The 20,098-nt window shown below is 37.6% G+C and carries 21 protein-coding genes and 2 other annotated features; of the genes, 4 read left to right on the forward strand and 17 right to left on the reverse strand.

The window, feature by feature from the left end; translation table 11 throughout:
* Position 1: 1 nt before the first annotated feature.
* The 4 genes from trpD to RRV45_RS12855 all read right to left on the reverse strand — a co-directional run bounded on the left by trpD (position 2) and on the right by RRV45_RS12855 (position 4,292).
* Complete coding sequence (gene trpD, locus RRV45_RS12840; RefSeq protein ID WP_315665088.1) at positions 2-1,027, reverse strand: anthranilate phosphoribosyltransferase; 1,026 nt, start codon at positions 1,025-1,027, stop codon at positions 2-4.
* Positions 999-1,610 carry an anthranilate synthase component II gene (locus RRV45_RS12845; RefSeq protein ID WP_315665089.1) on the reverse strand — a complete coding sequence of 204 codons (612 nt, stop codon included), beginning with the start codon at positions 1,608-1,610 and terminating at the stop codon, positions 999-1,001. Before RRV45_RS12845 ends, trpD begins: the two co-directional genes overlap by 29 nt.
* A complete protein-coding gene (gene trpE / locus RRV45_RS12850; protein WP_315665090.1) occupies positions 1,594-2,988 on the reverse strand; it encodes an anthranilate synthase component I in 1,395 nt (464 codons plus the stop codon). The genes RRV45_RS12845 and trpE overlap by 17 nt, the downstream gene beginning before the upstream one ends.
* Before the next feature lie 64 nt (positions 2,989-3,052).
* Positions 3,053-3,306, reverse strand: a binding site (T-box leader).
* Between the two features lie 36 nt (positions 3,307-3,342).
* Positions 3,343-3,597 (reverse strand) — a binding site (T-box leader).
* A gap of 62 nt (positions 3,598-3,659) precedes the next feature.
* Complete coding sequence (locus RRV45_RS12855) at positions 3,660-4,292, reverse strand: MOSC domain-containing protein (protein ID WP_315665091.1); 633 nt, start codon at positions 4,290-4,292, stop codon at positions 3,660-3,662.
* A 164-nt stretch (positions 4,293-4,456) separates the two neighbouring features.
* On the opposite strand from RRV45_RS12855, the gene RRV45_RS12860 reads away from it, so the two are divergent.
* Positions 4,457-5,716, forward strand: coding sequence for an MFS transporter (locus RRV45_RS12860; protein WP_315665092.1), 1,260 nt, complete (start codon positions 4,457-4,459; stop codon positions 5,714-5,716).
* A 178-nt stretch (positions 5,717-5,894) separates the two neighbouring features.
* Here the strand turns inward: RRV45_RS12860 and RRV45_RS22120 are convergent, their stop codons facing one another.
* The 5 genes from RRV45_RS22120 to RRV45_RS12880 form a co-directional block, all read right to left on the reverse strand.
* The gene (locus RRV45_RS22120; RefSeq protein WP_410489293.1) at positions 5,895-5,984 is read right to left on the reverse strand and encodes a putative holin-like toxin; all 90 of its coding nucleotides are present in this window, start codon (positions 5,982-5,984) and stop codon (positions 5,895-5,897) included.
* A gap of 204 nt (positions 5,985-6,188) precedes the next feature.
* Positions 6,189-6,986, reverse strand: coding sequence for a DUF2935 domain-containing protein (locus RRV45_RS12865; RefSeq protein ID WP_315665093.1), 798 nt, complete (start codon positions 6,984-6,986; stop codon positions 6,189-6,191).
* 126 nt (positions 6,987-7,112) lie between these two features.
* Entirely contained in the window at positions 7,113-8,111 is a 999-nt protein-coding gene (locus RRV45_RS12870) for a polysaccharide deacetylase family protein (protein ID WP_315665094.1), read from the reverse strand.
* Positions 8,112-8,531: 420 nt separating this feature from the next.
* Positions 8,532-9,029 (reverse strand): DUF255 domain-containing protein, encoded by a 498-nt coding sequence (locus tag RRV45_RS12875; RefSeq protein WP_315669030.1) that lies wholly within the window; start codon positions 9,027-9,029, stop codon positions 8,532-8,534.
* Between the two features lie 125 nt (positions 9,030-9,154).
* A complete protein-coding gene (locus RRV45_RS12880) occupies positions 9,155-10,288 on the reverse strand; it encodes a glycerate kinase family protein (protein ID WP_315665095.1) in 1,134 nt (377 codons plus the stop codon).
* A 300-nt stretch (positions 10,289-10,588) separates the two neighbouring features.
* Here RRV45_RS12880 and RRV45_RS12885 point away from each other — a divergent pair, with 300 nt between their 5' ends.
* Positions 10,589-11,314 carry a YqcI/YcgG family protein gene (locus RRV45_RS12885; protein ID WP_315665096.1) on the forward strand — a complete coding sequence of 242 codons (726 nt, stop codon included), beginning with the start codon at positions 10,589-10,591 and terminating at the stop codon, positions 11,312-11,314.
* A gap of 74 nt (positions 11,315-11,388) precedes the next feature.
* Here RRV45_RS12885 and RRV45_RS12890 read toward each other — a convergent pair whose 3' ends face one another.
* The 4 genes from RRV45_RS12890 to RRV45_RS12905 form a co-directional block, all read right to left on the reverse strand.
* Positions 11,389-11,568, reverse strand: coding sequence for a hypothetical protein (locus RRV45_RS12890; protein ID WP_315665097.1), 180 nt, complete (start codon positions 11,566-11,568; stop codon positions 11,389-11,391).
* A 66-nt stretch (positions 11,569-11,634) separates the two neighbouring features.
* On the reverse strand, positions 11,635-12,063 hold the full coding sequence (locus RRV45_RS12895; protein WP_315665098.1) for a GtrA family protein: 429 nt from the start codon (positions 12,061-12,063) through the stop codon (positions 11,635-11,637).
* Complete coding sequence (locus RRV45_RS12900; protein WP_315665099.1) at positions 12,017-13,054, reverse strand: glycosyltransferase family 2 protein; 1,038 nt, start codon at positions 13,052-13,054, stop codon at positions 12,017-12,019. The genes RRV45_RS12895 and RRV45_RS12900 overlap by 47 nt, the downstream gene beginning before the upstream one ends.
* A gap of 17 nt (positions 13,055-13,071) precedes the next feature.
* Positions 13,072-14,751, reverse strand: coding sequence for a DUF6044 family protein (locus RRV45_RS12905; protein WP_315665100.1), 1,680 nt, complete (start codon positions 14,749-14,751; stop codon positions 13,072-13,074).
* Between the two features lie 180 nt (positions 14,752-14,931).
* On the opposite strand from RRV45_RS12905, the gene galU reads away from it, so the two are divergent.
* Positions 14,932-15,792 carry a UTP--glucose-1-phosphate uridylyltransferase GalU gene (gene galU, locus RRV45_RS12910; protein WP_315665101.1) on the forward strand — a complete coding sequence of 287 codons (861 nt, stop codon included), beginning with the start codon at positions 14,932-14,934 and terminating at the stop codon, positions 15,790-15,792.
* Here galU and galE read toward each other — a convergent pair.
* From galE to RRV45_RS12925, 3 genes are all read right to left on the reverse strand, one after another.
* Positions 15,783-16,790, reverse strand: a complete 1,008-nt coding sequence (galE, locus tag RRV45_RS12915; RefSeq protein WP_315665102.1) for a UDP-glucose 4-epimerase GalE — start codon at positions 16,788-16,790, stop codon at positions 15,783-15,785. The genes galU and galE overlap by 10 nt on opposite strands.
* Before the next feature lie 119 nt (positions 16,791-16,909).
* The gene (locus tag RRV45_RS12920; RefSeq protein ID WP_315665103.1) at positions 16,910-17,377 is read right to left on the reverse strand and encodes a YndM family protein; all 468 of its coding nucleotides are present in this window, start codon (positions 17,375-17,377) and stop codon (positions 16,910-16,912) included.
* Between the two features lie 78 nt (positions 17,378-17,455).
* The gene (locus RRV45_RS12925) at positions 17,456-17,806 is read right to left on the reverse strand and encodes a hypothetical protein (protein WP_315665104.1); all 351 of its coding nucleotides are present in this window, start codon (positions 17,804-17,806) and stop codon (positions 17,456-17,458) included.
* Between the two features lie 159 nt (positions 17,807-17,965).
* On the opposite strand from RRV45_RS12925, the gene RRV45_RS12930 reads away from it, so the two are divergent.
* On the forward strand, positions 17,966-18,595 hold the full coding sequence (locus tag RRV45_RS12930) for a LysE family transporter (RefSeq protein ID WP_315665105.1): 630 nt from the start codon (positions 17,966-17,968) through the stop codon (positions 18,593-18,595).
* A gap of 76 nt (positions 18,596-18,671) precedes the next feature.
* On the opposite strand, the gene RRV45_RS12935 is transcribed toward RRV45_RS12930, so the two are convergent.
* On the reverse strand, positions 18,672-20,048 hold the full coding sequence (locus RRV45_RS12935; protein ID WP_315665106.1) for an amino acid permease: 1,377 nt from the start codon (positions 20,046-20,048) through the stop codon (positions 18,672-18,674).
* Positions 20,049-20,098 lie beyond the last annotated feature (50 nt).

Here is a 20,098-nt window from a genome sequence, read left to right on the forward strand (position 1 = left end):
TTCAAATCACCTTTTCCTTCATAAATTTGCTCTCATGAATGAGCTGTTCCAGTTTATTTAGTGCCGCTCCAGAATCAATGCTTTCCTTGGCATATTCAATTCCTTTTTGAATGGTCTGCGATTTCCCTGCGGTGAAAATTCCAATTCCTGCATTAAGGAGAACGGTATCGCGATAGGCTCCCTTCTTTCCATTTAACACATCCAAGAGGATACGTGCATTCTCTCTGGAATCGCCGCCGCGAATCGCATCATTCGTGTAAACTGATAAGCCTACCTCTTCTGGATGAAGCACCCTTTCAGTTAAGCTTCCATTTTCCAGGATCACTAAGTGATTCTCTCCCTGAAGTGACGCCTCATCCATAAATCCTGCTCCATTTAGTACAACAGCACGCTTCCTCCCTAATGCCTTTAACACTTCCGCAAATAGGACAAGATAATCTCGGCGATAGATTCCAAGAAGCTGTGTTTCTAGATCAACTGGATTTGTGAGCGGTCCAATTAAATTAAATACAGTCGGAATTCGCAATTCCTTTCTTACCTTCATAATTCTTTTCAGCTGCGGGTGTACATGAGGAGCGAATAAAAAGGCAATTCCTACCTTTTGTAAAATTTCCTCTGTTCGTGCAGCATCCAAATTTAAATTCACACCGAGATGTTCTAATACATCCGCACTTCCTGTTTTACTTGACACACTTCTGTTACCATGCTTGGCAACCGGGATTCCAGCACCTGCAAGAACAAAAGCAGATGTCGTACTTATATTAAAGCTCTTCGACCCATCTCCACCTGTACCGCAATTATCCATAACATTCGGAATTTTCTTATTAAACGTCAGTGATTTTCCCCTTAACGCTTTTGCTAAGCCAGCAATTTCTTCAACTGTTTCCCCTTTCGTTTTTAGACCGATTAATAAACCAGCAATTTCACTATCGGAAATATCCTCTGTAAATAAAAGCTCGGTTGCTTCCGTTATTTCTTGTTCTGTTAATGAATCTCCATTAGAGATTTTCTGTAAGATACTTTTCATTTTTTAATTCCCTCCCAGTATGATTTAAGAAATTCTCCAAAATTCGTTTCCCGAACATAGTACCAATTGATTCTGGGTGAAATTGCAGCCCATATAACGGGAACTTTTTATGTTTGATCGCCATTATTTCGTTGTCATCCATCGATTTTGCAAGTATCTTGAAGCTGTCAGGTAATGTCTCCTCGGAAATAATTAATGAATGATATCGCATGATGTCAATCGGCTGTGGCAAATATTCAAATAAATCCAATCCATTATGCTTTAATTTAGAAATCTTCCCATGCATAATCTGGTTTGCTTTCTTTATGTCAGCTCCGAATGTATATCCAATTGCTTGATGGCCAAGGCATATTCCCAAAATGGGAGTCGTCTCATAGAAGGCTTGAATAATTGCTGGACAAAGGCCTGCATCCTCTGGTCTGCCAGGCCCTGGTGATAGGACAATGGCAGCCGGCTCCATTGCATTAATTTCTTCAATTGAAATTCTGTCGTTCCTAGCAACATGTACTTCCTCCCCCAGCTCACCTAAGTATTGGTATAGGTTATAAGTAAATGAATCATAATTATCAATAAGTAATATCATCTTGGCCCTCCAAAAAAGCTCTTAATTTATGAATGGTTTCATCAAACTCTTTTTCTGGTACTGAATCATGGACAATTCCAGCACCTGCCTGAATATATGCTTTTTGATCCTTAATGAACATCGTGCGAATCGCAAGTGCAAAGTCCATACTTCCATTTGCTGAAAAATAGCCGATCGCTCCTGAATACACCCCTCTTTTTACTTCCTCCAGCTCGTTGATAATTTCCATAGCTCTGATTTTTGGAGCACCAGAAACCGTTCCAGCCGGCAAACAGGCTATTAAGGCATCAATGGCTGATAAATCCTTTGTTAACGTGCCGCTCACTTCTGATACTAAATGCATGACATGCTTATATTTTTCAATCTCCATATACTTTTCGATTTCGATCGAACCAAGCTCACACACACGGCCAAGGTCGTTTCTGCCTAAATCCAGCAGCATCCGATGCTCCGCAAGCTCCTTTTCATCCACCAATAGTTCCTTTTCATTGGAATTATCCTCCAAATCAGATTTCCCTCTTGGCCTTGTTCCTGCTATTGGATTGGTTGTCACCTTCCCACCATTTACTTTAATTAAGCTTTCTGGTGAAGTACCGGCGATTTTATAGTCTTCGAAATCCAAATAGTACATATAGGGTGATGGATTTTTGACCCTAAGCTTGCGATAGAAAGAAAACGGATCACCTGTTATCGTTCCTTGCAGCCGCTGAGAAAGCACGACTTGAAAAATATCACCTTCCAAGATATACTCCTTCGCCTTTTTCACTTTTTCAATAAAATCTTCTTTCTTTATGGAAGCCTTGAAGGTGGATAATAAAACTTCATCTGATCCGCTTTTCGCAGTTCCAAACTGGATTTCCACCAATCTCTTTTCATGTAAGATTTTCAGCTCGGATAAATGGCTAAATAATGGGATAGAAATTAACTGTACTTTTTGTTCAAGATGATCAAACACGACCACTTCCTCGAAAAACATTAAATGAACATCAGGAATGTTTAATTCATCTTTTGGGATAACCCCAATATTTTCATATTGACGTATGATATCATAGCCAACATACCCAACAGCCCCACCACAAAATGGGAAATCCTTAATTACATCCTGATCAAGAGGTGCTAATACATTTTTCAGTACTTCTAGTGGCTTCTCCTGAATCAATTTCCTCTCGTTTGCCGAAATGATAGTACAGCCATTATCTTCACCGATTAATTCCATAACTGGATCAACACCAATGAAGGAGTACCTCCCTGCCTTTTCATGTTTTAGCGAGCTTTCAAATAGAAATTTTTTTGCCCCATTAAGTCGCTGGTAAATAAGAATGGGTGTTAATGTATCCCCTTCAATTTCACTAATCAATATTTCCTCTACTTTCGGCATGATGCACTCTCCTTATTGGTTTTAAAAAATAAAAAAGTCCCCTATACGCACAATATTTGTGCATATAGAGGACGTATCGTTGACCGTGGTGCCACCTCAAATTTAGAGCAGCTAACTGCTCCCTTGTTCAGGTACGGATGTACAATATAGTAACATCGATACCCTATCCATATAACGGTGGAATTCCGTGCTACCCTACTGTCCTTCAAGAAGCCTCTCGTAAGTCCATTCCAACTGCTCTCCACGTACCGGTTCTCACCCTTTCCGGCTCTCTGTAACGCTTCTGAACATTGTACTACTCTTACTCAACGATTTAGTTATTCTTTTTTTAAATACAAAAAGGGCCTCCCTCCAAAAAAGGACGAGAGACCCGTGGTGCCACCTTCATTAGCTAAAAATTAGCTCACTTAACAGATATCAAAATGATCATCATTTGAATATCTGTCTCTTGTAACGATGAGACCGTTCGCCAAAGCCTACTGCTCCTCATAGGAAGGTTCGATTTGGAGGCTCGGAAGTCCATTCGCTATTACGATTACACTGATTTCCACCACCCATCAGCTCTCTAAAGTACTCGTAAAAGTTACTACTCTTCGTCAACGCCGTACGTTATGTTGTTTATTATATTATTCTTAATTATACAAAAAGTCAATAAGAAATATTAATATTTTTTAAAGTGCCTTCATAAGCCTGTTTCTCCAAACTTCCGCAAGCTCTTCTAACTGAATTAGCTCCTCAATCGCTTCACGATTTTTCCGATCATGAAACATTAGTTGATTTCCAGCTAACACAGAAAACTTCTCTTGCCTGCGCTCCATTAATGTCAGGGAAGAGTCAGCTTTCACTATTCCCTCCTGCAGGACCCTAAAGAAATAGCCGGTATATCCAGTCTCCACTACCCTGCTTAGCAGGTTCTCTGCTTTGTTATGCTTGGATATGGATGTACATGGCACCCTCCCTTGAGAAACCTGAATAATTGCTTCACCAAGTGAAAAAATATCGCCAATATATACGTCCTTTTCTTGATGATCAGCCACGCTAATATTTTCCCCAAATGCAGGCATCTGAAATGGCTTTTGAAATTCATTTTCCCATTGCTCATAATGCTCAATTGGGTATAAGCAAACGGCCCTGTCTGGTCCACCATGAACTTCAGGGTTTCCAACTGAATCTCCCTTAAATCCGTCTTTTGTCAGCAAAACTTCACTCACTGGCCTTTTTCTTATAGCCGAATTAAATGTTACACCATCCCATAAATGAAGATTCGGCCTTCCAATATTTAATGCCAAAATTTGATTCCCCATTATTTACACCTCGAATATTGATATTATTTCCTTGTATCAGCCTTCTACCCATTATAATACATGACAATGAATTCCAATTATTATTTACCATAAAAGACCTTACTACTTTCTTTTTTAAAAGCCATATTAATATTAGGTATGATAATTAAGGGGATGGATGTTCAATGGAGCATGTTGAAAAATTAGAAATTGGAGGCCAAAAGGCAAAGAAAAAGTCCAGACGCAATGTCCATAACAAAAAGTGGGCTGTTCTGTCACTCGCTACGATTCCACTTGTCATGACACTTGGAAATTCCATGCTAATTCCTGTTCTGCCTGCCATGGAGAAAAACCTTAATATAACCTCGCTGCAAACTAGTATGATTCTGACCGTATATTCAATTGTAGCCATAATCCTAATCCCAGTAGCGGGGGGGTTATCGGACTATATCGGACGAAAGAAGGTCATTATCCCCAGCCTCTTAATTGCTGGAATAGGAGGACTCATCTCAGGATGGGCAGCCTGGAAAGCCAATGATGCTTATTGGATCATTCTTTGCGGACGTGCTTTACAAGGGGTTGGGGCGGCGGGCGCAGCCCCCATTGTCATGCCACTTATTGGTGATATGTTTAAAAGCGATGATGAAGTGAGTAGTTCCCTAGGGATGATTGAAACATCAAATACATTTGGTAAAGTTCTTAGTCCTATACTTGGAGCCTATCTAGCAAGTTTTTTTTGGTTTCTCCCCTTTTTTGCCTTTCCAGTGTTTTGCGCACTTTCAATATTACTTGTATGGCTTTTAATCAAAACACCTAAAGAACGTGAGGAGCCCGTTCCATTCAAGCAGTTTTTAGTAAATATCAAAAAGACATTTACACATAATGGAAAATGGCTGTATGCCATCTTTGTCATAGGTGTCATCATGATGTTTGTATTGTTTGGCGTTTTGTTTTACTTATCTGATGTACTGGAGAAAAAATATGACATCATTAACATAAAAAAAGGGCTGCTGCTTGCCGTACCTTTAGGAGCATTATGTTTAGCCTCTTTTATAACAGGAAAAATAATAAAAGAAAACAAAATTTTAATGAAATGGATCATTTTTGGTGGCACTGTATTAACTGCCGTTTCTGTCGGTATATTAAGTTTTTCAAATGGATTATGGTTCATGCTAATTTTATTTACCTTTGGAGGTATCGGAATAGGAGTAGCCCTTCCCTGTTTAGATGCCTTAATTACATGTGGAATTGAAAAAAAGGAAAGAGGAACCATTACATCCATTTATAGTTCAATGAGGTTTATTGGTGTTGCTGCAGGTCCTCCGGTCATGGCGTTGCTTATGAAAAATACAGAAAAGTTATTATTTTATTTCTTAAGCGGCCTTACTGTCATAGCCATCCTTGCCACTTTTATGGCTATAAAGCCTGATGAAGAGAATGCTTAGAGAAAAGAACTTCAGGATGACTTTCTAAATCATTTATGTTATCCTTTAGTTATATAAATAAAATAATTAAATGACCGCAGGTGTTGGAGCACCCACGGTCATCCGCAATAGTCGTTCCCTTAGGGGATCGGCCAGTCCAAAGACTAGACCTCTCCTCAATTATCAGGTCAAGGGAGGTCTATTTTTTGTGGTTAAAAGATAAGACAGCAATGATTAGACTTGAAAAAGAAATCATAATCATAATCGTTTCAAATACTGTCAAAGGCATCACCCCCTTTCAAACGGGGTTAGCCGACCACCCTTGAGAAAACTCCCTATTGCTTCTCCATTATAACACAAACTTGCCCCAACAAAAGAACGTATGTTCTATATTTGTAAAAATGATGCTTTCCTACTAGAATTATGTAAATCTTCAAACAGAGAAAGCTTGTTATTCTGAAAAAAATAACCACCAAAAGGTGGTTTCACTCCTCTATTCCTTCAATCTAGGCTTAGCAGGATTACAATCAGGTTTTTCTGCCTGTGTTGATTCTGCAAGTTTTGTTAAATAGTAGCATTCTTCTCTGAACATATGGTCTGCCATTAGCGCCGAAAATGTTCCTAATGCCTCTTTACTTAACCGCAATTCCTCAATTTCATCTAAAAAGTTCATAAACAGCTTCATTTCTAGTGATACATCTTTATTAAATTTTTGCAGGGCTGGGAAAGAACTCAGATTAGTTCGAAGAAATCCCGTCAATTCAACAGCCTTTAAATAAAAGGCTTCAAAATCCTTCGTAAACGTATCACTCAATTTTTTTATTCTTTTTTCAGGAAGTTCCATATTATCAGAAATTGCCCCTGCATGCCCTGCAGCATCCAAAAGCCAAAGCAAATGGTGATGTAGCTCATGAAAGATTGGTGGAGCTTCCTCGTTTTTCAGATATTTTAAAATAAGTAAATACTCATCTACTTCGTTTACCATATGATTCATAAATGTTGGTCCGAGGTGAATCTTTACTTTTCCAACGAGATGGCGCTCAAGAATTGTAAGCTTAAACTGTCTAATCTTCTTGGCTTCTTCATCTGCTCTCAAACTTAGCTCCAGTAAATTCTCTGCCTCCACTCGACCAAGGAGCTGATCAAAAACCCCAATAAAATAATTGGCTTCTTGAATGAATTCTTTCTCTGACGGTGCAAGAGAATCAAGGATAAATCGTGCATGGTCTCCTAATACTTGCAGCCAAAATCCATGCTCAAATTTTGCAGCCTTTTCGAAGCTTGCAGCCAAACAATCTCCTCCTTTTGACAGTTGTCTCTTAAAAGCTTATCGAGGAAATTAGGTCTTTATGACATATAAATCTTTTAATCATAAAAGGACATTAATCATGAAAACATGGATTAATGTCCTGTATTATTAAAAGTGAAAGGCAGAAAGCTGCTCATTCAATACTTCAGCTTGATAACCGTTTGTTTGCAAATAGGTTAGCAGGGCTGGCAGATGCTCTGCTGTTGTTCTTAAATCATGCAGTAAGATGATAATAGGTTTGTCATTATGTTGAATTTGTTCGATTTGCCCAATAACTCTGTCAACATATTCACCATTTTTATATTTCCAATCCTCACTATCCACTGTCCAATCCCATAGATGAAATCCGGCTGCTTCAACAGCTTCCTTATAGGAAGGCTTCATATATGGTGCTGAACCATAAGGTGTTCTAATTAAGGATGTGCCTGTACCCGTCATTTTCATTAAAGTGGCTTGAGCTATTGCCATTTCGTTCACTACTGTCTTTTCCGAACGATAAATTTTGGCAACATTATGAGTAACTCCGTGTAGGGCGGGGATATGACCATTTTTTATAATCGCATCTAACTCTTTAGGATATGCTCTCATATTAGGCTCAAGCATAAAAAAAGTGGCTTTCATATTATACGTATTCAATGTTTGCAGTATGTCTAATGTAAAGGCGGAAGGTCCGTCATCGAAAGTTAAATAAATGACTTTTTGTTCATTTTGCTGATTTTTCTGTGAGTCTTCGTGTTTTACAGAGCCGTTTTCTTCAAGATTACTAGTTTTTATACTTTGTGCAGGATCATGTTCTTCTGGTTTATTTTTCACTTCTTGATCATCTAGTGGTTGTTTATTTTGTTCTTGAGCCAATTTTTTCTTTAATGTGTAATAAGCTTGAAGCTTGTTATTCATTGAGCCATTCATCTCATCAATATGATCAAAATGCCTCTTTGTAAGTAAGGAATACATAATATTAATAGGCTGTGTTAAACTAGAAACTGCCAATGCCTCACTATGATTATTTGAATTAACCGTTGCAAAAACCAAAGTCAAACAAACCATAATTGAAATCAGTAATTTTCCCCTCGTATATGTTGTCTTTCTCTTCCTTTTTTTTCTCACGGAGGCTCACCTTTCCTGCTAGTATTCGTCTATTAATATTAAGAAAAGTTGTCATATTTAACTATTTCATTACAAAACAATTAAATTTTCACTACAATTCTCCTTTCTTTAAGATTACCTAATCTCTCATTCTTTTTCAATTCTTTCCAATAATTAATAAATATTTTGTAGATAGACGTAATGAAACATGATCTTTCTAAATAATTTGCTCTTAAAATATAAATGTGATAGAATTCTTTCTAACAACATATAGTATTTCTTTTTACCCTTATATACTATATGTTGTTGATATTGCGAATTATTTCTTAATTGATCCAAGGTCTCTTTTTTTATCCGCTCCTCATGGGCGGAATTTTTTTGCGAAAAAAAAGCTCTTGCATGAAGGCAAGAACTGCAATTGTTACGTAATTTCCTAAATACTTATTCATAATCACGGTTTTTGTCATTTTGTTCATACACCTGGGTGATTAATTCTTTAAATCTAATCATCCCATCATCAAGGCTTTCCCTCGGTAAATACCTCGCAGCATAAAGAATTTCCTGCTCAGAGGTCAAAAAAACATTTAGCGGCCCTTCCCCTTTTCCCACCATCTTTTGGCACTTGCTCAAGTATAGAGCAGCAATATCTGGATGCTCTTCCTTGTCAATCATAATGCAAATAAACCGATTATTTAATAATTGGGCTGTCTCCTCATCTTCAAACGAATCCCGACCCATGAGAGCACACAAATGGCAATGACTATCCGCTATATAGACAAACACCAGCTTCCCTTCCCTCTTCGCCTTATCAAACGCTTCCTCCGACCATTCCAGCCAGTTGACCGGATTCCGTTCATGTTTCTTTAAAAAAGGACTTCTGGATAAAACTAACCAATTGTATGTTGGTGAATAACGATCTTCTGATAGGAATGACTGCATTTTTTTCACTTCTCCTTAAATCGGAAAATACGTCAAACTAGACGATAATCTACGATCAATATAAACATATGACATTGATATTATTTCCATTAAGACAAGGAAAAATTAATAAACATTCATGACTTTCAATTAGATGCTAAATAGGTCCGCATAACTTGCTCAGCACCTTGCTCCAACAAAATAGCAGCATTCGCAATGGCTTCTTGAAGAGTGATAGGCGAATTAATAATGCTATGAACACTTGTAATGCCATGTTCATATAAAACATCTATTCCTTTCCCAATCGATCCAGTTAGTGCAAAGACTGGAATACCTTTGATTTTAGCTGCTTCAGCCACGCCCATGGGTGTCTTTCCTGAGGCGGTTTGGAAATCAATTTGACCTTCGCCGGTGAATACACAATCGGCGTCTGCCAAATGGTCACTAAGCCCTGAATATTCAATGACTAGATCAATTCCCCGCTTTGTAACTGATGGAAAAAAGGCTTGGAAGGCTCCGCCAATTCCGCCCGCCGCTCCAGCACCAGGCATATCATGCAGGCGGATGCCTGTTTTTATTCCTACTAAGTCTGCCCAATGTCTTAAGTTGTTGTCTAGAATTTCAACCATTTCTGGTGTAGCTCCTTTTTGCGGTCCAAACACAAAAGATGCTCCATTTTCCCCTACTAATGGATTCTGAACATCCGTGGCAATTAAAAATTCACAATTAGCAATTCGGGAATCGAACTCTTGATCATCAATATGAGCAATCCTTATTAGTTCGGATCCCCCATATCCGACTGGCTCTCCATTTGCATCGAGAAACTTCATTCCTAGTGCTTGAAGCATACCAACCCCACCATCATTGGTAGCACTTCCACCTATAGCTAAAATAAATTTACTGCACCCATCATCTAAAGCCTTTTTAATAAGCTGACCAGTTCCAAAGGTTGTAGCAGTCATAGGATTGAGCCTTGCAGAATCAATGAGACATAATCCTGATGCACTAGCCATTTCGATCACGCATGTTTCCTGATCACCTAAAATTCCATAAGCTGCTTGTACAGGATGGAGTAAAGGCCCCTTTACCTTATGCTCGACTTTATGGCCATTTGTAGCAGAAACTAGACTGTCCATCGTCCCTTCGCCGCCGTCTGCCACTGGAACTAGAACGGTTTCTGCATGCAGAATCGCATTTTTTACCCCTTTTTCAATAGCTTGAGCTGCTTCAAGTGCTGTTAAACTCCTCTTGAATGAATCCGGTGCAATCACTATTTTCATTTTACATGCCACCTTTTTAAATATAATGCATTATATGTAAAGTTTTATTTATAGAAAAATCAGAAAATTATTCAACCTTTATTTACTATTATAAGTTTAAGCTCGTTTAAATGGTATTAAAAAATGTCTAATCAAAAGAGGTCCATGCATGTGGGCATGAACCAAATCTTTTTATATTTATATCAGTATCCCATCCTAGTCACATTCAGCTTACCTTTCTATTAAAATTACCGTTGGACAATCACATATCCAAAGATCATGAATATTTTAGTGAAGTAAGGATAGGAGTGTGCCTTAACCATGATATTACTTAGAGATTCAGAGCTGGAAAATCTTCATACAGAATCTTGGCATAAGAAAGCTTACGAGCTATTTAAGCTAAAAATGACAGATGCGAATCAATTATTTCCTTGTATCCCTGCTCTTTTAGGATTAAAGTCTGGACACCTAAGATACGGCTTCATTGGCAGCCCGTTAAAATATGAGACCTCTTACGAACTGGCTGCAATACTAAAGGAATATTCCTTACATTTTAAAAGCTTTGGAAAATATACGTCCCTTATAATATTTTTTGAAAGTCCAAAAGAAAGCTTGGACTTAGGCGTCCAAGAATATCAAGAACTATTTTGGCAACATCTTATCAATTTAACGAGGCTAGATGAATTGCCTTGGCCCGAAATCATACCATCAAACCCATCTCATCCACTATGGGAATTCTGTTTTCATGGTACACCCTATTTTATGTACTGTGCGACCCCTGCACACATAAATAGAAAGAGCAGAAACTTTCCGTATTTAATGTTAGCCATTACGCCAAGATTTGTTTTAAAAGAATTTCTCGCAAAAGAAAAACAGACTGTTAAAATAAAACAACAAATCCGCAAACGCCTAAAAGAGTATGACAGCATCCCAATACACCCAGCATTAAATTCTTATGGAAATAACGATAACTATGAATGGCAACAGTATTTTCTGCCAGATGATCAAATCATATTTTCACAATGCCCTTTTCATAAGGAAAAATAAAAGGTAAAAAATAAAAAAGCCAAACTTTTTAATCCAATTAGGATAAACAGTTTGGCTTTTTTACAAATAGGCTGTCACTCTAATGTCGAAATTTCCGAGCTGCCATTGTTCTGCTTCTCTTCTAACGTATTTGTCTCGTTCGACTCAACGACAGATTCCAACCCATATCCTGTTGTACTAATCTCGAATTCTGTTTCTTTCCCCTGTGTATTTAATTTATGCTTATTAAGATTGAATTGATCATTTCGCATCATTAACCCTCCAAATTACCTTAATGAAAGCCAATCTGTAACCCTTATTGTTCCTGGAAAAAGCAAATGTCATATTGTCTTAAATACATATAACCTTTGCCCTAAATAATTTAGGAGCGTATATAATCCGGCCCCTAAAATGACTGCAAAGTTTTCTTTCAGAAGGATATGATCCTCTTCAAAAATCCTTAATGCCATATGGCTTACAGTATAAGAAAGAATATAACAACTCAAAATCACGATAATAAAACGAGGAATAGTGGAATTCCATTTTGCTTTACTTTGAAAAGTAAAGCTACGATTTAATAAATAACTTATTAAAGCTCCAACACCATTTCCAATAAAGGTAGAAATCCAATAGGACATTTCTGCTGCATTTAATAGAAAGAGCATAATGGAGAGTCCAATTAACGTATTTAGTACTCCTACTAATAAAAAACGGAAAAAGGTATTAGTTCGTTTCAGATAATTTTCCATAATTACGCTCAAAGAGCTCATGTTCACTGCCCCCATCATTTATTAGAGAACGTGGAATCGGCAAATTGAATGTATCAATGTCAATTATATATTTCGGTCTGCGCTTCGTTTCACTATAAACTTTACCAATGTATTCACCCACCAACCCGATAGAAATTAGCTGAAGGCCACCAATTAGCCAGATTGAAGTGATTAATGATGTCCAACCCGTTTCTGTTTTGCCGGAAAGCTTTAAACTGATAAAATAAATTCCAAATAATAAACTAATAAAAAAGAAAAGAAATCCAATAAGCAGGACAAGACGAATGGGCGTCACAGAAAAGGAGGTTACCCCTTCAAATGAAAAGGCGATCATTTTTTTTAGCGGATATTTCGTTTCTCCGGCACTTCTTTCTTTTCGGTCATAGTAGACGGAGTCAGACTTTAAGCCTAGGATTGGCACAATGCCACGGAGAAAGAGATTCACCTCTTCATAGCGCTGTAACTCATGAAGAGCCCTTTTGCTCATTAATCGAAAGTCAGCATGATTATAAACAAGATCCACACCCATCCACTTCATTAATTTATAAAAACCCTGGGCTGTGCTTCTTTTGAAAAAAGTATCTGTATCCCTTTTTCGCCTAACTCCATAGACGATTTCATTGCCTTCACGAAACTTTAGAATAAATTCACGTATGACAGAAATATCATCTTGAAGATCTGCATCAATGGAAATGACACAATCGGAAACAGTCTTTGCTGCCATTAATCCCGCCAAAAGCGCCTTTTGGTGTCCAACGTTTTTTGCTAGTTTTACCCCCCTAATTAACTCGTCCTCTAAACTCTTTCGATAAATCATTTCCCATGTTTGATCCTTGCTTCCATCGTCTACAAACAAAATTTTACTTTTACTCGAAACCAATCCCTCTTTTTCAAGCTCTCGGAGGGAACTGCTTAACTGTGACATCGTAGCTGGGAGAATTTCTTCTTCGTTATAACAGGGAACAACTATTGTGAGCACTGGGTGATTCATTTTGATTCCTCCTGGTGTTAGATTGCCTTGTATAAATAGACTTTCCAAACGGAACTCGATGATTCGAACGTCCTTTCTAAGCTCAAATTGTTTTCAAATGCATTATCAATGGGAACGGCAGAAAAAATATACTTCCCACCCATTTCTTTAAATGGCTTGATGTTGAGCTCAAGGTTTTTTAGTCGCTTTTTTGAATTTTTTTTAAACATATAGCGTTTACCTAATTCTGCTGTAAAAATATAGCATCGCCCGCCCCATTCATCGAAATAAATTCGAATCGTTTTATTTTTTGCCAATTCCTTTTCGATAATTTTCCTGAATTGATTTTTATAAGTAAGAGGGTAGAAATTATTATACGTATCAAGGGTATAAAACCCGTTATATTGGGCGATAGCCGGGTGAATCCCAATGCTGGCCACTCGATAATCTTCCTGGGGGATTCCTATGTAATCTTTAATCTCATTAAATTGGTCCTCGGCGAAAAACTGCTTAAATGTTGGCTTTGTTTGAAAGATAATTTCTTCATTTGTTAGTGAACAAACAATAAGCTGTGCAGCAACAAGTATAGGAACCGTCCTTTTCCACGGTGTAACCAAAAGGATCTTTAATGACAAAGCAAACAGTACATAAATGACTAACGGTCTCAGAAAATGATATCGGGCAAAATTAAAGGTATCCAAAAAGTGAAATCTCTCAGTTAATGGCAGCCATCCCTTGTAAAACCAAAAGGCGTACCATGCAGACAAAGCGATATTTAGAATAAATAATAATATAAAGGTTCTTTCCTTTTTCCAGATTTTCTTTCTGATAATGATGAATAATGCCAAAATCATTACTGGCAGGATGACTAAAGTATGTATAGTTGCAGCATGATGATGTCCATAAATGAAATTTTTATAGGTAAGTCTAATAGAGCGCCATAAGGATAGCCTTGCGTGAAAATATTCATCTCTACTGTTAGGTTCATCATCAAATAGAAAAGAATAGACGAGCCGATATTCCACTATTGCATACATAAGAGTCATAAAAACAATAGACAAAAGAAAACGCCCATTCCACCTCTTTGTTCTAATAACATCAATCAGCCAAAATATCCCCATAGCCGTAAGAAAAAAGAAAAAGCCTAAAACAATACTAGAATAGAAAGGAAGAAGAGTTAGCACTAAATAGCTTTTCCGCATTTTCTCCTTTTTCCGGATATTGAGAAAAGCCCATAAGGCTAAAGGCATACCAAGAGTGCTTAACATTCCTGATGGCCAAAAAGGTGTAAAGGCAAATGCAAGAGAGGTACCAACGTTGATTGCTAGAATATTCCACTGTTTCCCCGAAAGAAAATGGGTTTTCAAAAGTAAATACATTCCTATGAACGCCAACACCCTAGTAATCGTCTGGCTGAGCGCATAAGCCGTCATCGGAGGAAAGAGGGCATATAGCCAAACGATCAGGCTAAATTCAGTTCCAAATGCATTTCGGGATAATTGTCCATTAATAATTTGCGGAATAACGGCATCGGCTGGCCCGATTAATTGTCCGCTTTCAGCTAGAACTTTATACCAGGCTAAATTCGAATCCAAATTATCATGAACCCGAATATGTGCATTCTCCCCTAATATAAACAGTGGAGAAACAAAAACAGCTAAGGCAAGAAAGGCAAAAATTAATAACCTTCTTTCGATATGATTTTTTTGAATTGGCATTTATTCATACACCTCAAAAGCATTTTCCCTGCAAAAATCTTCTTATCATAATAGTTTTAAGTTGCTCTTTGTGCAGGAAAATATTCCTTTTTGCTCTTTTTCTGTAAACAGTTGGGATAAGACAGCCTCTTCCATTCATAGAAATGGAACGGGATAGCCAAATGATAAGGGGGATCATGGATGATAAAAAAAGCAGTCATTCCTGCCGCTGGTTTAGGAACCCGATTCCTGCCGGCAACAAAAGCTCAGCCAAAGGAAATGCTCCCAATCGTGGATAAACCAGCCATCCAATATATTATTGAAGAAGCGATTGCGTCAGGGATTGAAGATATTATTATTGTAACAGGAAGGAATAAAAGAGCTATAGAAGATCACTTTGATAAATCAGTAGAAATGGAATTGCTTTTAAAGAGAACTGGAAAAATAGAAATGCTGCATGAGGTCCAGAAAATATCTGAAATGGCCGATATTCACTATGTTAGACAAAAGGAACCATTAGGTTTAGGTCATGCCGTCTTTTGTGCAAAGAAATTTATCGGAAATCAGCCATTTGCTGTTCTATTGGGTGATGACATTCTTGATCATAAAGAGCCAGCCTTAATGCAAATGATTAATCAATTCAAAAAAATGGGAACAAGTATTATCGGCTGTAAAGAGGTACCGCGCTCGGAAGTTAATAAGTATGGTATTATCGGCTATACAGAACAAAAGGGGGAACTGTTTAAAGTTGATAGTTTGATTGAAAAACCTTCCATTGCTATGGCGCCATCCTCACAAGCAATTATTGGAAGATATATTCTAACCCCACAAATTTTTGAAATTCTTGACCATGTACAGCCAGATAAAAATGATGAAATCCAGCTAACGGATGCTTTGCATTTACTGCTAGAGCACGAGTCTATTTTTTCATATATTATCAAAGGAAAACGGTATGATATTGGTGATAAATTCGGCTTTCTGGAAGCGTCCATTGATTTTGCATTAAAGAGACCTGAATTAAGAGAAAAACTATATCTGTACCTAAAACAAATTCATTTATGAAAAGCAGATTTACTTTTGTAGCCCTCTGGATGCTTTTTGTGCCATCTCCAAGCATCCTGTATTATTTTACGAATAGAAGATTTACTTGGTTTCCAGCCTAATATTTTAAAAGCTTTATCTGAACATGCAATTAATTCTGCGGGATCGCCACTCCTTCTTTCGCCTACTATCACCTTTATATTCTTCCCCGTTTCCTCTATAGAAGTGCTTATTACTTCCTTTACCGAATATCCCGAAGTATTGCCAAGATTCAATACATCACTTTTCCCTCCGTTTTGTAAGTAACGGAGTGCCATTAAATGAGCTTCTGCTAAATCCTCTACATGAATAAAGTCACGGATACAAGTTCCGTCCTTTGTCGGATAATTGTCTCCATAAACCGTTACATATTCTCTTATTCCTAGTGCTGCCTGCAGAATAATCGGAATTAAATGGGTTTCTGGTAGATGATCCTCTCCTAATTCACCTGTCTCCTTGGCACTCGCGGCATTGAAATATCTAAGCGAGACATAGCTTGCATCAAAGGCATCTCCCCACCATTTAATCATCCTCTCCATTGCAAGCTTTGTCTCACCATATGGATTAGTGGGCTTAAGTGGAAAGTTTTCTTTAATTGGCTGTACATGCGAATCCCCATAAACGGCGGCAGAAGATGAGAATACTAGGTATTTAACACCGTACCTGCTCATCACTTCAAGCAGAATCCGTGTTCCGCTTACGTTTACATCGTAATACTTTAAAGGGTCATTCGTTGATTCTCCGACAAGTGAAGCGGCCGCAAAATGAAAAACTGCCTCTATTTTTTCCTTCATAAAAATATTCATTACACTTTCTGAAGAACGAATATCACTCTTGTAAAAAATCGCCTTTGGATGAATGGCCTCTCGGTGGCCAGTTTGCAGATTATCGATGACAATTACTTTCATACCCTTCTCAATTAAATATGCCACAAGATGTGAGCCAATATATCCTGCCCCGCCAGTTACCAAAATGGCCATTTGTTCTCCCCCTTAACTGTATTTCTCCTTTCTCTATATGCCAAAGTAATTGACAGTATTCTCCCGAAAGAACATTAAAAAAACGCCTGCTCGACTAAGCAGACGTTCTTTAAAATGGATCATTTTTCACCACGATTACTTTTATCTTCATCTATCTTTAAATCTGTTTCAGAAGGAGTAAGCTCTTCTGAAGCTTCTGTTTGGAATTGCAGCTGTCTCGGACGTATAGGGCTGGTTTTCATATTGGTGATAATCTGATTTGCCATATATCTATGAAATATGATTTCAAAAAGGGCGACTCCAGCGGCAGCAACGAGAGACATCGTCACAATATTTTCTCTTAGCGTCAAACTTATACTTAATGACCAAATCACGAAAAATGCAAGAACATAATCGGTTATTGTCGCTATGAAATTATTAGTCCTAGGCAGCACTAGAAAGTCGCCAAGAATATAGGAAGTTGCTGCTAATGTTAGGGAAGTTAAAAAAACCATTCCAAAGGACATGCCGTAAAATAAGCCAAGTATAATATATAGCAGGACTAAACATGAAATAAACTTTAACACAAATGCTTTTACATGTTTCACAACATCATCTCCTTTTTAGTCTATTTTGCTTATATGGGGCTTATCCTATACAGCTTTGGGATTTGTGAATTAAAGTTTCTATTTGCCTTTTTCCTTATCTTTATCTTTCATTTCCGGCTTTTCATTCATGACTCTATAAAATTGTGTATTCATGCTGCCTTGAATAATATCCTCCAAAAAAAATTGACCAATCAATTTTAAATACTCATCATCATCGAACATCTTTTTATTCTGCAGCTCCATTTCCGCGAGCCCTTCGTAAGTTGAAATGACAGCGTATGTATGGTCCTTGCCCGTGATTGGTGTTAGGATTTCTACTTTATGATTATAATTTTCATTTCTGTATTTCTTAATTTCAAGTAAATTATCTAATCCATCTTTAAATTTATCTTGTTTTATTTCAAAGGTTTGGTAAACGATGACCGACATGTTTCATATCCTCCAGTATGAGTATTTAAGAAGATTTATTTTATTATTTTCCTAATTGGATTATTTATTCTTTACGAAAATTTGTCGTACAACCCCTAACGAGCGAATAGAATGTGTACAAACCTATAAGTTGAATAATACATAGCAAGGAGAATAATTATGGGAATCTTTTTGGGTTATGTCTTTCTCGGGCTTACCTTGGCTGCACCGATTGGACCAGTGAATGCAGCACAATTAGATAAGGGAATTAAAAATGGCTTCCTCCATGCTTGGCTAGTAGGCTTTGGAGCGATGATTGCAGATATCCTATACATGATAGCTGTTTTTTGGGGTGTAGTTCAGTTTCTTGAAATACCCATTGTCAAAACCTTTTTGTGGTCCTTTGGATTCTTTGTTCTCATTTATACAGGATTTGAAAGTATTCAAAGTGCCGGAAAAATTGAGTTAACAACTCGTAACAAAAGTGAATCAGCAATCAAGTCATTCCTTTACGGTTTTTTCATCTCCATTTCTAATCCTTTAACTATTTTATTCTGGCTTGGCATTTTCGGATCTGTCTTGGCAAAGACAGCTACGCAATATGATCAGCTTCATTTGTTAACATATAGTTCTGCCATTATTGTTGGTTTATTAATTTGGGATGTGACGATGGCGGGAATTGCGAGCAGCTTTAGAAGATTTTTGTCTGGAAAAATTCTTGCAGGTATCTCTATTTTTTCAGGTATTTCATTAATTGGGTTCGGAATTTATTTTGGGTATGAAGCGGTTCTTTTATTATTTTTCCAATAAAAAGATGACCATAGGTTGATTTCTGGGGTTGTCCTCTAATTTCCATTAGACGATCAACCCATGTTTCTTAAAAATTTTATGCTTCTTGTGGGTTATACCCTCCTTTACTACCCTTTCGTTTCTTTATTAAGTTCATAATTAATAGCACACTTATCACTAAACCAACAAAAAGAATACTCACGAAAAATCCTGGGCGGCTTGACTTTTCGAATAGGGTTCCGCTTATTGCGAGCAAAATTAAGCCCATCCCTATAAAGCGTTTCACATGATCGAATTTAGTAGCTTTGATTAGTCTCGGAAAAGAGATAAGAATAAAAAACCAATTATATAACAGCATTAACCCAGCTGCTGTCGTAATATATTCATACACACTATCAGGCATGACTAATGCCATGACAACAGACGTTACTAGTCCACCAATTGTTAAGGCAAGTGCCAGGGGAGGAACTTTTAGCTTCCCCTTCTTAGAGAATATTTTCGGGGCATCTCCATCTTCTGCTAAAGTGACAATCATACTGGTTACCGCAAATAGAGAAGCTGCCATGGTAGAAAAGCCCGCAATAATAATGCCTCCTGTAAATACATGCGGAAAAAAGGTGATATCATATTTATCAAGAGCAATAACAAAGGGACTTTCATTTTTACTAAATTTATCTATCGCTGCCAATCCTGTCGCTAAAGCTAAAGAGATTAAGTAAATAGTCGTTAAGATGATTAGCATAACAGAACCTGATTTACGAACATCTTCTTTATTTTTTAATCTAGTGGCTAATATCCCCATAATTTCTATCCCGCCGAAAGCATAAAATCCAAAGATTAGTGCAGACCATAAGCCATAAAATCCTCTAGGCAAGATTTCCTCTCTATTAGCAGGAATTTTAAAGTCTTTAATGTCTCCTCCAAACAACCCAAATAAGACAGTTGCTGCCAGAATAATAAACATAAAAATAGCAGCAATTTTAATAACGGCAAAAACATTTTGGGCTTTCTCAAAACCCTTTGTTCCTATGACAATGACGATAACCCCTAATACTGCGTAAATAGAGGAAAAAACCCAAAGCGGCACATCTGGGAACCAGAAGCGTGTCAGTAATGATAGTGCAGTCAACTGGCTTCCGGTTATCAGCATTTCAGAAAACCAATAGACCCAGCCGCTGCTAAATCCTGCCCAACGTCCATATGCTTTTTTCGCGTACGAACGAAATGCCCCTTTTTGCGGGTCTTTTGCGGACATTTTTCCTAAGGCGTCAAAAACGGTGTAAGTGCCGATCGCAGCTAGAATAAAGGCTATTAAAATAGCGGGACCTGTCATTCTAACACCAATTCCTGATCCAACAAAATACCCTGTTCCAATAATGCAGCCAACACCGATTAAAGACAGCTGCCACCAAGCTAATTTTTTTCCTTCTTCGCTTTTATCCCCTTTGTCACCAGCACGAGCAGGTATCTCCATGTAAATCCCTCCCTTAAACTCCAAATTATTATTTGTGCTTTGTCCTTAAA

Origin of the sequence: Bacillus sp. DTU_2020_1000418_1_SI_GHA_SEK_038 (assembly GCF_032341175.1) — a bacterium.
Taxonomy (GTDB): Bacteria; Bacillota; Bacilli; order Bacillales; family Cytobacillaceae; genus Cytobacillus.

Coding starts and splice junctions, on each gene's coding strand:
- trpD (WP_315665088.1), bottom strand. CDS start 1,027: ATGAAAAGTATCTTACAGAAAATCTCTAATGGAGATTCATTAACAGAA.
- RRV45_RS12845 (WP_315665089.1), bottom strand. CDS start 1,610: ATGATATTACTTATTGATAATTATGATTCATTTACTTATAACCTATAC.
- trpE (WP_315665090.1), bottom strand. CDS start 2,988: ATGCCGAAAGTAGAGGAAATATTGATTAGTGAAATTGAAGGGGATACA.
- RRV45_RS12855 (WP_315665091.1), bottom strand. CDS start 4,292: ATGGGGAATCAAATTTTGGCATTAAATATTGGAAGGCCGAATCTTCAT.
- RRV45_RS12860 (WP_315665092.1), top strand. CDS start 4,457: ATGGAGCATGTTGAAAAATTAGAAATTGGAGGCCAAAAGGCAAAGAAA.
- RRV45_RS22120 (WP_410489293.1), bottom strand. CDS start 5,984: ATGCCTTTGACAGTATTTGAAACGATTATGATTATGATTTCTTTTTCA.
- RRV45_RS12875 (WP_315669030.1), bottom strand. CDS start 9,029: ATGCAGTCATTCCTATCAGAAGATCGTTATTCACCAACATACAATTGG.
- RRV45_RS12880 (WP_315665095.1), bottom strand. CDS start 10,288: ATGAAAATAGTGATTGCACCGGATTCATTCAAGAGGAGTTTAACAGCA.
- RRV45_RS12885 (WP_315665096.1), top strand. CDS start 10,589: ATGATATTACTTAGAGATTCAGAGCTGGAAAATCTTCATACAGAATCT.
- RRV45_RS12890 (WP_315665097.1), bottom strand. CDS start 11,568: ATGATGCGAAATGATCAATTCAATCTTAATAAGCATAAATTAAATACA.
- RRV45_RS12895 (WP_315665098.1), bottom strand. CDS start 12,063: ATGAGCTCTTTGAGCGTAATTATGGAAAATTATCTGAAACGAACTAAT.
- RRV45_RS12900 (WP_315665099.1), bottom strand. CDS start 13,054: ATGAATCACCCAGTGCTCACAATAGTTGTTCCCTGTTATAACGAAGAA.
- RRV45_RS12905 (WP_315665100.1), bottom strand. CDS start 14,751: ATGCCAATTCAAAAAAATCATATCGAAAGAAGGTTATTAATTTTTGCC.
- galU (WP_315665101.1), top strand. CDS start 14,932: ATGATAAAAAAAGCAGTCATTCCTGCCGCTGGTTTAGGAACCCGATTC.
- galE (WP_315665102.1), bottom strand. CDS start 16,790: ATGGCCATTTTGGTAACTGGCGGGGCAGGATATATTGGCTCACATCTT.
- RRV45_RS12925 (WP_315665104.1), bottom strand. CDS start 17,806: ATGTCGGTCATCGTTTACCAAACCTTTGAAATAAAACAAGATAAATTT.
- RRV45_RS12930 (WP_315665105.1), top strand. CDS start 17,966: ATGGGAATCTTTTTGGGTTATGTCTTTCTCGGGCTTACCTTGGCTGCA.
- RRV45_RS12935 (WP_315665106.1), bottom strand. CDS start 20,048: ATGGAGATACCTGCTCGTGCTGGTGACAAAGGGGATAAAAGCGAAGAA.